General features: G+C 72.5%; 13 protein-coding genes. 3 read left to right on the forward strand and 10 right to left on the reverse strand.

Annotated elements, in window-relative coordinates:
- Nucleotides 1–10 precede the first annotated feature (10 nt).
- Nucleotides 11–259, reverse strand: coding sequence for a DUF7573 domain-containing protein (locus K6T50_RS07930; RefSeq protein ID WP_222606097.1), 249 nt, complete (start codon nt 257–259; stop codon nt 11–13).
- 121 nt (nt 260–380) lie between these two features.
- On the opposite strand from K6T50_RS07930, the gene K6T50_RS07935 reads away from it, so the two are divergent.
- Nucleotides 381–626, forward strand: coding sequence for a DUF8024 family protein (locus K6T50_RS07935; RefSeq protein ID WP_222606098.1), 246 nt, complete (start codon nt 381–383; stop codon nt 624–626).
- Nucleotides 627–668: 42 nt separating this feature from the next.
- Here the strand turns inward: K6T50_RS07935 and K6T50_RS07940 are convergent, their stop codons facing one another.
- Together K6T50_RS07940 and K6T50_RS07945 are read right to left on the reverse strand one after the other, a co-directional pair.
- Nucleotides 669–1655, reverse strand: coding sequence for a 5,10-methylenetetrahydromethanopterin reductase (locus K6T50_RS07940; RefSeq protein WP_222608857.1), 987 nt, complete (start codon nt 1653–1655; stop codon nt 669–671).
- A 4-nt stretch (nt 1656–1659) separates the two neighbouring features.
- Nucleotides 1660–2415, reverse strand: coding sequence for a coenzyme F420-0:L-glutamate ligase (locus tag K6T50_RS07945; protein ID WP_222606099.1), 756 nt, complete (start codon nt 2413–2415; stop codon nt 1660–1662).
- 171 nt (nt 2416–2586) lie between these two features.
- Here K6T50_RS07945 and K6T50_RS07950 point away from each other — a divergent pair, with 171 nt between their 5' ends.
- Nucleotides 2587–3906 carry an NUDIX domain-containing protein gene (locus K6T50_RS07950; protein WP_222606100.1) on the forward strand — a complete coding sequence of 440 codons (1320 nt, stop codon included), beginning with the start codon at nt 2587–2589 and terminating at the stop codon, nt 3904–3906.
- Nucleotides 3907–4118: 212 nt separating this feature from the next.
- Here the strand turns inward: K6T50_RS07950 and K6T50_RS07955 are convergent, their stop codons facing one another.
- Both K6T50_RS07955 and K6T50_RS07960 read right to left on the reverse strand, forming a co-directional pair.
- Nucleotides 4119–5351, reverse strand: a complete 1233-nt coding sequence (locus K6T50_RS07955) for a threonine synthase (RefSeq protein ID WP_222606101.1) — start codon at nt 5349–5351, stop codon at nt 4119–4121.
- Nucleotides 5352–5457: 106 nt separating this feature from the next.
- Complete coding sequence (locus K6T50_RS07960; RefSeq protein WP_222606102.1) at nt 5458–6225, reverse strand: DUF6517 family protein; 768 nt, start codon at nt 6223–6225, stop codon at nt 5458–5460.
- Nucleotides 6226–6350: 125 nt separating this feature from the next.
- Here K6T50_RS07960 and K6T50_RS07965 point away from each other — a divergent pair, with 125 nt between their 5' ends.
- Nucleotides 6351–7316 carry a DUF5787 family protein gene (locus K6T50_RS07965; protein ID WP_222606103.1) on the forward strand — a complete coding sequence of 322 codons (966 nt, stop codon included), beginning with the start codon at nt 6351–6353 and terminating at the stop codon, nt 7314–7316.
- Nucleotides 7317–7375: 59 nt separating this feature from the next.
- Here K6T50_RS07965 and K6T50_RS07970 read toward each other — a convergent pair whose 3' ends face one another.
- The 5 genes from K6T50_RS07970 to K6T50_RS07990 all read right to left on the reverse strand — a co-directional run bounded on the left by K6T50_RS07970 (nt 7376) and on the right by K6T50_RS07990 (nt 13538).
- Nucleotides 7376–8215, reverse strand: coding sequence for an ABC transporter permease subunit (locus tag K6T50_RS07970; protein ID WP_222606104.1), 840 nt, complete (start codon nt 8213–8215; stop codon nt 7376–7378).
- 80 nt (nt 8216–8295) lie between these two features.
- Nucleotides 8296–9783, reverse strand: a complete 1488-nt coding sequence (locus tag K6T50_RS07975) for an aryl-sulfate sulfotransferase (RefSeq protein ID WP_222606105.1) — start codon at nt 9781–9783, stop codon at nt 8296–8298.
- Complete coding sequence (locus tag K6T50_RS07980; protein ID WP_222606106.1) at nt 9780–11147, reverse strand: PQQ-dependent sugar dehydrogenase; 1368 nt, start codon at nt 11145–11147, stop codon at nt 9780–9782. The genes K6T50_RS07975 and K6T50_RS07980 overlap by 4 nt, the downstream gene beginning before the upstream one ends.
- 78 nt (nt 11148–11225) lie before the next feature.
- Nucleotides 11226–12050: an MBL fold metallo-hydrolase gene (locus tag K6T50_RS07985; RefSeq protein WP_222606107.1), complete on the reverse strand. Its 825-nt coding sequence runs from the start codon at nt 12048–12050 to the stop codon at nt 11226–11228.
- A gap of 120 nt (nt 12051–12170) precedes the next feature.
- The gene (locus tag K6T50_RS07990; protein ID WP_222606108.1) at nt 12171–13538 is read right to left on the reverse strand and encodes an ATP-binding protein; all 1368 of its coding nucleotides are present in this window, start codon (nt 13536–13538) and stop codon (nt 12171–12173) included.
- Nucleotides 13539–13554: the final 16 nt, after the last annotated feature.

Raw genomic sequence — 13554 nt, forward strand, 5'->3', positions numbered from 1 at the left:
GACGTCCCGCTCACCACTCCTTGCAGTCGCCGCAGACGTAGTCGCCGTCGTCGCGCCAGCGACGGGTCACCGACTCGCCGCAGGCCGCGCAGGCGGCGCCGTCGGGCGAGTAGTCGTACGTCGGCTCCGCGAGGTCGACGGTGTCTACTGCTTCCGCGTCCGCGCCGGCGTCGGTGTCGGCCTCCGCGTCCGCGTTCGTGTCGGCGTCCGCGTCCAGCTCGGCGCCGGCGAACTCCTCCAGCGATCGGTCTTCGGGCACGGTCGAACCGAACGCCGCACGGGGCATAACTCCGGCGCGAGCCGACCGCGACTCCCCCGCCCATGCTCGCGCCGTCGCCGACACATCAACGCTCAAGTCCCCGCGGGACCGAGCGCCGAGCATGGTAACCGTCATCGACTTCCTCACGCGGCTGGTCACCAGCGTCGTCGACCTGATCGTCATCTTCGTGACGGACGTGGCGCTTCGGGACCCGCTGTCGTTCGTCTCGTTCCTGTTCGGCGCCGCGTTCGTCGGCGGCGCGTCGCTGGTGATGGGCTATCTCGCGCTCGGCGCGCTGGGGTACGAGTTCGGCATCGGCAACCTCGCGGCGAAGAGCCAGCGCGAACGCGCCCGCGGCCAGCGCTGAACCGACCGGCCCGAACGAACTTCTCCGCCGTCCCGTTCCGTCCTACTCCGTCGCGCGAGCGGCCGCCTCGGCCGCCAGCTCGATCGCCGCGTCGAGATCCGGCCCCAGCGGCGAGCCGACGACCAGCGAGTCGGCGTGCTCCAGCACCGCGGCCATGCGCTCGGCGACCGCGTCCGCGTCGCCGGCCATGCAGAACGCGTCGACCATCGCGGGCGTGACCAGATCGAACGCCTCGGAGAAGTCGCCGGCGGCGATCCGGTCGCCGATATCACCCGCCAGACCCGCGTCGATCCCGTGGCGGTCCAGCACCGGCGGCGCGGCGCCGGCGGCGATGAACGCCACGGGCGGCCGGGCGGCATCCCGTGCCGCGTCGGCGTCCTCGGCGACGCTGACGGCGGCGTAGGCCGCGAGGTCGAAGTCGCCGCGGGAGTCCGGACGGTCGGTCTTGCCTTGCTCCGCCTGCTCGCGCGCCCACGCGAGGTCGTCGAGGTGTGAGCCGTTGAACAGCAGGCCGTCGGCGTGCTTGCCCGCCATCCGGCACATGTGTGGCCCTTCGCCGCCGACGTACACCGGGATGTCGGCGCCCTGCGGGGGTTCGTAGTTCAGCCCCGCGTCGGCGGCGGCGAAGGTCGAGGCGCCGTCGACGCGCTCGCCGGCCCACAGCTTCTGCGCGGTTTTGAACGCCTCCAGCACCGGCCGGAGGCCCCGCTCATCGCCGAGGCCGAGGTTGCGGAGGGTGGAGGGGTCGCCGGGGCCGACGCCGAAGACGGCGCGGCCGCCGCTGGCCTCGTCCAGCGTCGCCACCTTCGAGGCGAGCGTGGCGGGGTGGAACTCCAGCGGGTTGACGACACCCGGGCCGAGGCGGGCGGTGTCGGTCGCGGCGGCCAGTTGCGAGAGCACGGAGAACGCGTCGCGGTTGTTGTAGTGGTGGGAGACGAACAGCGAGTCGAAGCCGGCGTCCTCGGCGAGCGTCCCGAGTTCGACCATCCGGTCGACCGGGTGTTCCGGCGCGAGTTCGATGCCGAGCATCGGGCTATCCATCGAACTCCCACCCCCGAACCGCCTGGCGGATCAGGTCGCCGTCCACGTCCCGGAAGTGCGCGTCCGACTCCGCGTGGTCGCCCCACTCGAAGCCGCGGACGACGACGACCGGAGTTCCCCCGGCGCCCTCGCCGGCGACGAGGTTGGCGGCCGCCGCGAGTTCGTCGGCGACGTTCTCGACGGTCACCCCGAGTTCCCGGCCGTCGCGGTCCGACTCGCCGCGCCAGTCGCGGGCGGGCGCCATCCCGGCCCAGCCGACGGCGACGCCGCGCTGGCCGTGGCGGAACGGCCGCCCGCAGGTGTCGGTGACGAGCACGCGGTCGGCGGGCAGCCCATCGCGGATGCGCTCGGCGGACTCGGAGGGGCGCTTCGGCAGCAGGAGGAGGTCGCCCTCGGGGACGTTCGATCGGTCGATGCCCGCGTTGACGCCGACGTGGCCGAATCGGGACTCGGTGAGCAGGAACGGCGCCTCCATGATCACCTCGGTCGACTCCTCCAGGACGGCCTGCGCGAATCGGGGGTCCTTCTCGTCGCCGGAGATCTCCGAGAGCCGGGCGGCGATCTCCCGCGCTCGCGGGCCCGCCGGGAAGTCGTCCAGATCGAACGCGCGGCCCTCGGCCTTCGAGACGACCGTCGAGGCGACACAGACCACGTCGTCGGGTCGGAGGTCGACCCGGTCGCGGACGAGCGCCGCGAGGTCGTCCCCCTCCCGGATCTCGGGGAGGTCGGGGACGGCGAATAGCTCCATGGCGGACCTGCGTCCGTCGCCCGCAAAAGCGCGCCGGTGGTGGTACACGTATCCGGTGTTCGCGTCCGCGGCGCGGCTGCAACGACGGCGACCGGGGCGATCGCGACGACGGCCGGCGGGACCGTGACGACCCGCCGGTATCCCGAAGTCGCCCGCGGCCGACACGCCGGTATGGCACACGTCGTCACCGCCTTCCTCCGCGACCGCGGCGAGGTGCTGCTCGTCCGCCGCAGCGACGCCGTCGGCACCTACTCGGGGCGCTGGGGCGGCGTCTCGGGGTACGTCGAGGGCGACGCCGACGACCCGGTCGACGACGCGCTCCGGGAGATCCGAGAGGAAACCGGCATCGGCAAGACGGACCTGACGCTCGTCCGCCGCGGCGACACGGTCGCCGTCCACGACGCCGAGGGGGCGTTCACCGTCCACCCGTTCCTGTTCGACTGCGACACGCGGGCCGTGGAGCCGAACGAGGAGCTGGCCGCGACCGAGTGGGTCCAGCCGCCGGCGATGCTGGAGCGGGAGACGGTGCCGCGGCTGTGGGACGCCTACCGCGCCGTCGGCCCGACCGCCGAGACCGTGGCCGCCGACCGAACGCACGGCTCCGCGTCCGTCTCGGTCCGCGCGCTGGAGGCGCTTCGCGACGAGGCCGCCGACGCGACGCTCGCGGGCCACCCGTGGGAGTCGGTCGCCGACGCCGCCCGCGACCTGCGGGACGCCCGGCCGGGAATGACCGCGCTCGCGACGCGAGTGAACCGCGTGATGCACGAGGCCGATCGGACGCCGGCGGCGGTTCGGGATCGGGCGGTCACGGCCGTCGCCGACGCGGTCGACGCCGACGACCGGGCGGCGCGTGAGGCGGCCAGGGCGCTGGCCGACCACGGGGACGGCGACGACGGCGAGCCGCCGGCGGTGCTCACGCTGTCGCGCTCGGGCACCGTCGCCGCGGCGCTGGAACGCCTCGACGGCCCGGTGTTCGTCGCCGAGTCCGAGCCGGGCGGCGAGGGACGCGAGGTGGCCGCGTCGCTGGCGGCCGACGACGACGATCCGGGGGCGACTGACGACCGCGCGGTGACGCTGCTCCCCGACTCGGCGATCGCGTCGCTGCTCGCCGACGGCCGCGTCGACGTCGCGCTCGTCGGCGCCGACGCGGTGTTCCCCGACGGCGGCGTCGCCAACAAGGTCGGCACCCGCGGGCTGGCGCTGGCGGCCACCCGCGAGGGCGTGCCGGTGTACGCGGCGACCGCGCGCGACAAGGTGGTCCCCGCGGGGGCGGCGTTCCACCCGGAGACGGCTCCCTTCGAGGCGGCCGAGCCCGTGGCGACGTACGCGCCGCTGTTCGAATGCGCGCCGGCCGACTGCGTGACCGTCGTGACCGAGGACGGCCCGCTCGATCCCGAGACGGTGCGTGCGGTGGCCGAGGAACACCGCGCGCTCGCGGCGTGGGACCGCGACGGCGACGCGGACGCCCGCGGCGACGATGGGAAGGAGTGATACGCGCCGGTCGGCTACGTCGGCCCGGGCGGCCGTGACGAGGGTTACCCCCACCGAGCCCCGTGTGACGAGGGATTCACCCGAGCCGCCCGCTACCGACTCGCGAGCCGCGGCTGTGTGGCGTGCACGTGAGGGCTCGCGGTGTGTTACATCACGACCGACTGCCCCCGTCTCCGTACAAGAACATCCGCCGGGAGCGCTGCGTCCGTCGGCTACTCGGCCGCCTCGCCCGCGGCGCCGTCCTCCCGCGCGCCGAGGTGGCTCCGCAGCGTGTCCACGTCCTTGTTGCCGGCGCCGGTGTTGAGCAGGACGACCGTGTCGTCGGCCCCCAGTTCGCCGCGCTCGGCGAGTTCGAACGCGCCCGACACCGCCGACGCGCACGTCGCGCCGACCTCGATCCCCTCCGCCTGCGCGACCTCGACGGCGGCGTCGAGGATGGCCCGGTCGCTCGTGGCGACGGCGCCGCCGCCGGACTCCTCGATCGCGTCGAGGATCCACGGCGACGCGCCGGGGTCCGGCACGGCGATGCCGTTACAGACGGTGGTGATGTCCGCCCACGCCTCGTGGACCTCATCGCCCTCCTCGAAGGCGCGCACGACCGGCGCACAGCCCTCCGCCTGCGCGGCGTACATCCCGGGCAGGTCGTCGGTGAGGCCGAGTTCGCGGAACTCGGTCGCGGCCTTGTGCATCCCGATCAGGCCGACGCCGCCGCCGGTGGGGTAGACGACCGCGTCGGGTACGTCCCAGTCCAGCTGCTCGATCGTCTCGTAAGCCATCGTCTTCTTCACGTCGTGGCGGTACGGCGTTACGAACGTCTTCGTCGAGTACCAGCCGGCCGCGTCGCCCTCGGCGCCGGGCTCCATCGCGGCGGCGTACTCCGCGCCGGCGTCGGTGATCTCCCCCTCGGCGACCCGGAGGTCCCCGCCGTGGACCTCCGTCATCGCCTTCTGGGTGAAGCCGGCGCGGCCGGGGAGGAACACGTGCGAGTCCAGCCCCGCGCGGGCGGCGTAGGCGCTCGCGGCCTGTCCCGCGTTGCCGGCGCTGTTGAGCGCGATCGACTCGGCGCCGTGTTCGACCGCGGCGGTGACGGCGCCCGTCTGCCCGCGGTCCTTGAACGTTCCCGTCGGGTTGCGCCCCTCGTCCTTGATGTAGACGGCGCCGACGCCCATGCGCTCGGCGAGCGTCGGACACTCGACCAGCGGCGTCGCGCCCTCGCCCAGCGAGACGGCAGCCTCTGGGGGGAACGGGAGCAGTTCCTCGTAGCGCCACAGCGAGTCGAACGGGCGCGACTCGAGGTCCTCCCGGGAGAGGTCGACCGCGTCGAGGTCGTACTCGGGGTCGGTGATGCCGCCGCAGTCGGGACAGCGGTGGGTCACCTCGCTCGGGTCGTGGCGCGCGTCGCAGTCGAGACAGCGCAACGCGACGAAGGCGTCGGTGGTTCGCATGGGTGCCGGCTCGGTTCGGCGGGACTAACCGCTTGTGCATCCGGCGGTCCGCACGGTGAAGCGAGGCCGCGGTCGGGTCCCGCCGGCGCGACGGCGGTGACTCGCCTCACTCCACGCGCGTCACGATCCCGCGGACCTCCTCGCGGTACGCGTCGGGCGTGAGGCCCAGATCCACGTCGACGGAGACGGTGATCGCCTCCGAGAGCTCCTGATCGACGGCCCGTGTGACGTTCTCCGCGGGGTAGGCGCCGCCGGCGATCAGGAGGCCGCCGTCGTGGACCCACGATGCGAGCAGCCCCTCGACGGCGACGCTGCCGCCCTCGACGGTGACCGTCTCCCCGCGCACGTCGAACGAGAGCGAGTCGAACGCGAATGCGGCATCGTACTCGGTGAGCGAGGCGTCCTCGCCCGTCTCGACCGTGAGCGTGCCCGCGTCGCTGGCGGAGATGTCGGCGAGCCCGGCCGACGAGAGCTGCGACTCGAACTGGCCCCGTGCGACCTCGCCCGCGCGGTCGGCGAGTTCCTCCCGCGCCGACTCCAGCGGGATCTCGGCGAGGTTCGGCGAGAAGGCGATCCGGCTGGCGAAGACGTTCGACAGCGGCGCGTCGAGCGCCCCCAGGGTCTTCTCGGAGACCTCGGCGCGCAGCGCCGCGTCGTCGTACACGCGGGTGACCGCCGTCGCGGTCACGTCGACGCCGGCGACCGTCCGCGAGAGCACCTCCTCGGTGTCGGCGCGCGTGCGCTCCCATCCCCCTTCCTCCAGTCGGTCCGCCGGCAGCGACGGGGCCCGGACGGTCCCCGACGCGGTCCCGCAGCCGGCCAGCCCCGCGACGCCGGCGGCGGCCGCCCCCGCGAGGAATCGTCGTCTGTCCATGCAGGCGGGGAGCCGACGGGACACAAAAGCCCGTCGTCGCGGGTATCACCCCCGATAGCGACCGATCCGTTCCGGGTTCCGTCCCGGGTGCGAGCGCTTTTGCCCGTCCGGTCCCGCGCCCCGGTATGGAGTTCGGCTTCGAGTTGGCGCTGTGTGCCCACCTCGAGCGCGCGACCGACTGGGTGATCGCGCGCCAGCTCGGCGGCGCCGTCGCCGCCCCCGGGAGCCGCGTCGTCGACGTTGTCGGGCTCGTCCCCGGCCCGTCGTTCGAGGAGCGCGCCCGCATCACCGACCGGACGGTCCCGCCGAAGGCGGTCGAATCGGCGGCGGGCGTCGCCGAGGCGGTGCCGGTCGCCGAGGCCGTCGACGCCCACCCCGACCGCGCGCGCGGCATCGCCGACGCCGCCGTCGACTGTGGCTTCTTCACCGAGGAGCGTCGCGGCGGGCGGCGCTACGTCCGCAAGGCGACGCGCTACCCCGACGACTGGGTCGACGAGCTGGTCGCCATCGAGAACAAGCCCGATCTCGGGCGTCCGGGCGACCTCCGGCGACAGCTCCGGGTCGACATCAGTCTCGCGCTGTTCGACCGCGTCGTCCTCGCGACCGAGAGCCACGTCACCGGCGCGCACCTGAACCGGATCCCCGAGGCCGTCGGCGTCTGGCGCTTCCGCCCGGAGACGGGCGAGCGACGGGTGATCCGCGAGGCGACCCCGCTCGACGCCGACGGCCCGGGCGTGGAACTGCTCGCCGAGCACCCCGGCCGCGCGGACGTGGCGCTCGTGAGCGCCGTCGAGAAGGCCGAGAAGCGCCGCCGGATCGCCGAGCGCGCCTACGGCAAGGGCTGGCGGACCTACGAGTTCCCGGCCTGCGGCAACTGCGAGGCGACCGCCGACGGGCGCCCCCGGTGTGCGCACTTCGACCGCGTCGTCGACCCCGCGAGCGACTGCGGGGAGTCGTGTCCGGGGTGGGAGCCGGACGAACCGGCCGCCGACGGCGACGACGCCGCGGCGCTGCGCGACGCGCGGACCCCCTGGACGCGCGACCCGCCCGGCGTCGCGCGCCGGCAGGCCGGACTGGACCGGTTCGGCTGACAGTCGGGCGGCAGTCAGGGGCGAGCGAACCGGCGCGATCGAACCGCCACCGGATCCGCTCAGTGGATGTCCGCGCGCTCGAAGCGCCACAGGCCGATCGCGAGCGGCACGACCGCCCACGCCGCCAACACGACGAACCCCATCCAGTCGCCGAGGTACCACGCGCTCCCCTCCGGGTAGAAGGTGAGCGCCTCGTACTCGGGGATCACCGTCCGAACCGCGTGCATGAACGCCGTCGAGGGGTTCACCAGCCCGATGAACTTGAACCAGTCGGGGAGCCCGGCCTCCGGGATCTCGTTGCCGTAGATCGCCAGCTGCAGTGCCAGTAACAGCACGTCCCACCCGAGGATGAACAGGGCGTACAGCCCGCCCGCGCCCGAGAGCGCCCGGAGCCGGGAGTCCATCGCCGCGGAGAACCCCGTCGCGAGCGCGACGTACACCGCGCCGTAGCCGACCGTGAGGACGGTGTACAGCGCGAACACCCGCACGTCGAACGACTCGTACGTCGCCAGCGCGATGACGCCCGCGACCGCGTAGGCGACGCCGATCGCGACGGCGATCACGCCGGTCCGGCCGATGAACTTCCCGAGCACGGCGTGGTGTCTGGCGTTCGGCAGACCGAGGAGGAGCCGGAGGCTGCCGTCCTCTCGCTCGCCAGCGAGTGTGTCGTACGCGATCAGCAGCCCGATCAGCGGGATCATGAACACCGTCGGCTGGCGCATGCTGTTCAACAGCGCCAGCGTGCTCTTGGTCGCCGTGCTCGCCCCGTACAGGTCAGGGACCCACTGGATCGCGGCGAGGAACGCCGCGAAGAGAACGAACAGCAGCGTGGTCGACGCCAGCGTGAACGACCGGATCGAGTCCGTGAAGTCCTTGCGGACGACCGCCTGGAGGGGCATGCGCACACGATCCGCGCCCAGGAATATTGAACTACTGATACGAAGGCCGTCCGAGCGGTCGCGGCGCGGCGACGACCGATCTACTCGCGGCTCCGGCGCCGAACCGCGACGAGGCCCGCGAGCGCGACGGCCGCGACGAACGCGGTCAGCGCCGCCGGGACGCCGAACCCGGGCGTCTGGACGAACGACTCGTCCGGGACGGTCGTCCACTCGCGGTCGGTCGAGTCCGCGTCGCCGCCGGCGTCGTTTGCGCCCGAGCCGTCGGCGTCGCCGGGCGTCGCCGCGTCGCCCAGCTCGCCGCCGTCGCCCCACAGCTCGTCGTCGGGGACCAGCCGGTCGCGCTCGACGCCGGTGAGGTACGCGTAACACGACTCGATCTCGGCGGTGTCGAAGACCGTCCCGCCGGTCAGCTCCCGGTCGCCCTCGGCGCCGACCTGGCGCATCGTCGGCCCCTCCGATCCGGGGTCGGTGCCGACGCGCTCGGCGTCGTACGGCTGCCACGGGGTGTACACCTCCCAGACGACCTCGCCGCGCGGGGTGACCTCCAGCACCCGGTGCCCGCGGCGGTCGGTGACGAGCGTGTTGCCGTTCGGCAGGCGGTCGGCGTCACGGGGCTCGTGGAGGCCGCCGCCCGAGAGCGACCACGTGCGCTCCCACTCGCCGTCGTCGGTCCTGCTGTACTCCACGACGCGGTCGTTCTCGGAGTCGGCGACGATGACGGTCGTGCGGCCGTCCTCGCCCTCGATGAAGTCTGGGTTGTGCTGCTCGTTGAGGATGTCGTAGTCGTCGTCCTCGCCGAGCGTCCACTTCACCTCCTTCGTATCGCGATCGATGGCGATCACCTGGTCGAAGTTGCGGACGGAGACGAGCAGCGTGTCGTTGCCGATGGGGTCCACGTCGTTGACGTGGGTCCAGTCCTCGCCGTAGGGACCGCCGCCCTCGCGCGGGAAGCGGTCGGTGTGTTCGTCGAAGCGCCAATGCCAGACGATCTCGCCGGAGTCGTCGAAGATCACCACGCGGTTGCGCTCGTCGCCCTTGTCGACGGTGACGAACTCCCCGTCGCCGAGGTAGTCCACGTCGTGGGCGTCCTCGACGTTCTCCAAGTCGGTCGTCGAGGTGGTCTCGCCGGTCGCGGGGTCGATCCGCTCGATCACCGTGTGGCGGTCCTGCGTCGTCGCCATCAGCAGCTCGCCGTTCGGGAGCGGGTCCACGTCGTAGGACCACCAGCGGCCGTCGGCGGTGTCGTTGTGGACGCCGACGACCGAGCCGTTCGGCGCGAAGCCGACCAGCAGCGCGGCGGTCTTGTCGCCGGCGCGCGCGCCCTGGATCGACACGAGCGTCGTCGTGTCCGGACGGCGGTCCTCGTCGATGGTGCCCACACAGGGGTTGAGGCCGTCGGACCCCGACTGGGCGAACCCGGTGCCCGACGCGCCGGCGGCGCCGTGCGCGCCCGGTTCGCCCGCAGTTCCCGCGCCCATGGCCGCCGCCCCGACCGCGGGAGCGACGCTCGCGACCACGAGCGCGAGCGCCGCCAGAAGCGCGAGCCCGCCGGTTCTGCGCCGGCTCATTCGCTCGCCTCCAGCTTCACGAGCACGTCGTGGTTCTCCTTGGGGAACGCCTCGGTGGAGCGCCCGTCCCGGTTCGACGTGATCGCATACAGCTCGCCGTCGACGCCCTGCTCGACGTGACGGATCCGGCCGAGCACGTCGGTCAACATCGGGTGGGCGGTGGCGGTGTAGGCGTCGTCGAGCCAGTCGGCGTCGAACCGGCGCCCGTCGTCGCCCGGCGGCGGCAGCTCGGCCTCCGGGGGTGACAGCGTGACGACGATCAGCTGCTGGCTGCCCAACCCGCCGATTATCAGGCGGTTGCGCCACGAGGGGACGGTCTCGCCCGTGTAGAACAGCGCCCCCGTGGGCGCCCAGGTGCTCCCGCCGGTGTTCGCCAGCGGGCGCCGCACGTCGCTGTCCTCCGGCAGCCCGCGGTACTCCTCAGCCGTCCGGGTGTCGGGCCAGCCGTAGAAGCCGCCCGGGACCAGTCGGTTGATCTCGTCGCGGCCGGAGGGGCCGTGCTCGGTCGCGACGGGCGTGCCGTCGGGGAGCCAGACCAGGCCCTGGGGGTTGCGGTGACCGTAGGTGAACACCCGCGGGTCGCCGCCGTCGATGTCGGGGTTGTCCGGCGCGGGCTCGCCGTTGACCGTGACGCGCAGCACCGACCCCGGGAGTTCGCCGGGGTCGGCCGCCATCGCCTCCTCGCCGGCGTCGCCGGTGGTGATCCACAGGTAGCCGCGGGGACCGAACGCGATCCGGCCGCCGTTGTGGAAGTTGTTCGCGGCCATGTCGCCGACGACGACCTCCTCGGTCGCGGCGGGGTCGTCGGCCGAGAGGTCGAACCGCGAGACGCGGTTGATCCGCTCGTCGCCGCCGACGCTGGCGGTGTAGTAGACGTACAGCACCTCGACGTCTGGGTAGTCCGGGTGGACCGCGACGCCGAGAGTGCCGCCCTCGCCGCCCTCGACCCACCACTGCTGTTCCTGCGGCTCTGAGGCGATCGATCCGGCGTCGATCGCGTCCTCGGGGGCGAACACCGTGTCGAGGTCGCCGCCGGCGACGCGGCTGACGCGGCCGACGCGCTCGGTGACGAACAGGTCGCCGTTGTCCGCGACTGAGACGTCCCAGGGGACCTCCAGGTTCTCCACGAGGACGGTGCGCTCGACGTCGCTCGTCGGCGCGTCGGTCGGGGCGCTCCACTCCGCGGGCGTGAACGAGGTGTCGGGCTCGGGGACGGGCGTCGGCTCCGGCGTCGGCGTTCCGTTCGACCCGTCGGCGGGGTCGTCGCCGGCGGGCTCGTCGGAGGGTGCCGAGCCGCTACAGCCGGCCAACAGCGCCGCGCCGGCGGCCGCGAGGGTCCGACGACGGGACCAGGTGGTCGTCATGTGCGTGGGAAGCGAACACGTCCGCAAGTGTCTTCGGGTATTTCCCGTGTCCGCGAGGCCGACCTCGGCGTCGGCGGCTCACAGGTCGTACGTCTCGCCGTCGACCGCCAGCGGCTCTGCGAACGCCTCCTCGGGCGGGTAGTAGTGCGCGAGGTGGACCAGCCGCGTCTCGGGGGCGTCGAGGTCGGCGGCGAACGCCAGCGCGCCCTCCCGGGTCATGTGCTTGGTTCCGAAGGTGTAGGGCGTCCCGTCGGGGCCCTCGTCCTTCCCGCCCATCGGGTGGTACTCACAGAAGCGCGCCGGAACGATGCCGTCGGCCAGCAGGAGGTCCGGGTCCGCGAGCGCCGCCCGCGACTCGTCGGACACGTCGTAGCTCGTGTCGCCCGACAGCGACAGCTTCGCGCCCGTCTCGGGGTCCTCGACGCACAGCCCGTAGCACACCAGCGGCGGGTGATCGACCGGGACGAGCGTCACGTCGAGCCCGCAGATCCGGGTCGGCTCCAGCGGCGCGGTATCGTGGACGGTGACGCGGTCGAGGTAGTCGTACTTCGAGCGGATCGTGTCGGCGACCGACTCACCGGTGACGGGGTCCGTCTCGTCGGCGGCGTACACCGGGAGGTCGTCGAACAGGCGGTAGGCGTTGCCGAGGCCGTCGAGGTGGTCGAAGTGAATGTGCGAGACGATCCCGGCGTCCGGGAGCGGAACGTCGTGAGTGAGGAACTGTTTACGGAAGTCCGGCGAGAAGTCGATCAGGAGGCTCTCGCCGGTGCGGTCGTTCTCGACGTGGACGGAGAAGCGCGAGCGTTCGATCCCGCGCTCGCGGGCCGCCTCGCAGGTGTCGCAGTCGCAGCCGACGGTGGGGGTGCCGGTGGTGTCGCCCGTGCCCAGGAGCGTGACGCGCATCTACCCGATGGTGTGGGAGGGGCGACTAAGCGGTGTCGGGAGCGAGGTCGAGCGCAGCGAGGCCACGCAACGCGAACGGGGAGCGTAGCCACCCGTGAAGGATCGTTCGACAGATCGCCGTCAGTGGTCGTGGTCGTGGTCGTGATCGTGTCCGCCGCCGTCGCCGACGACCTCCGCGCCCTCGCCGTCGATCATGTCCATGTTCTTGAGGTTGTCGCGCTCCTCGAAGTCCTGGACGGCGTCCATGATGTCCTCCTGGGTGATCTCCATGCGGTCGTCGGTGAGCGCCTCCAGCACGGCCTCGCGGAGGACGAGCCGGAGGTCGCTGCCGGTGAGCCCCTCGGTGCGGTCGGCGACCGCCTCGGGGTCGAACTCGGCGATCTCCATCTGCCGGGTGATGACGCGGAGGATGTCCGCGCGCATCTGGCGGTCCGGCTTGGGGAAGTTGACGATCTCGTCGAAGCGCCGCCACGCCGCGGCGTCGAGCTGGTCGGGGTGGTTCGTCGCCGAGATGAGCAGCACCTCGTCGCGCACGAGCGAGATGTCGTCGATCGACTTCAGCAGGGTGTTGACCGCGCGCTTGAGCGCGGCGTGCTCGTCGGACTTGCGCGTCTTGGCGACGGAGTCGAACTCGTCGATGAACAGGATACAGGGGGCCAGCCGCTTGGCGACCTCGAACGTCTTCTCGACGTTCTTGGCGGTCTCGCCGAGGTACTGGCTCGTCACCATCGAGAGCTTCACCTCGACGAACGGGAGGCCGAGTTCGTGTGCGAGCGCGCGGGCGGCGGTCGTCTTCCCCGTGCCGGGCGGGCCGACGAACAGGAGCTTGCCGATCTCCCGGAGGCCGATGGTGGCGAGGTACTCGCGGTGCTCGATCGCCTTCATCAGCTTGCGTATCTCGCCCTCCTGATCCTCGGTGAGCACCAGGTCGTGCAGCGTCATCTCGATCTCCTCGGGCGCCTTCACCGTGACGAGATCGAGCATCTCGGCGTCCTCCTCCTCGTCGAAGTACTCGCCCAGCAGGGCGTCGATCCACACGCGGTCGGCGCGCACGGGGCGGTTCTCCCCGCGCGCCTCCTCGTGAGAGACAGTGAAGTCGGCGTCGTGTTCGACCTCGGGGTCCTCGGCGATCGCCGCGAGCACGGGGTTCTCGCGGAGGTTCTCGTCGTCGATGCGCTCCAGCAGCCAGTCGACGGCCATCTCCGGCTGCGACAGCGACACCTCCCCGGAGAACTCCTTGCGCTGGGAGAACAGCAGATCCGAGATCGCATCCCATGGGCGCTCGACGCCCGTGGCGGTTTTCGCGGTCGATTCTGTCACGTGAAGCGGGCGCTCCACGCCGCCCGGTCCGTCCTCCTCTTCCGGCGATTCGCTCCAGAAGACCTGGCGGTACCGCGGCGGTAGGTCGTCGGCGTCGAGGTCGCGGTCCTCGTTGTACCGGTGGACGGTTACGAGAAGCTCGACCACGTCCTCTGCCGGGTCACTCATCCCCCAGGGATTGCCG

The sequence above is a fragment of the Halobaculum magnesiiphilum genome (assembly GCF_019823105.1).
In the GTDB taxonomy this organism is placed as follows: domain Archaea; phylum Halobacteriota; class Halobacteria; order Halobacteriales; family Haloferacaceae; genus Halobaculum; species Halobaculum magnesiiphilum.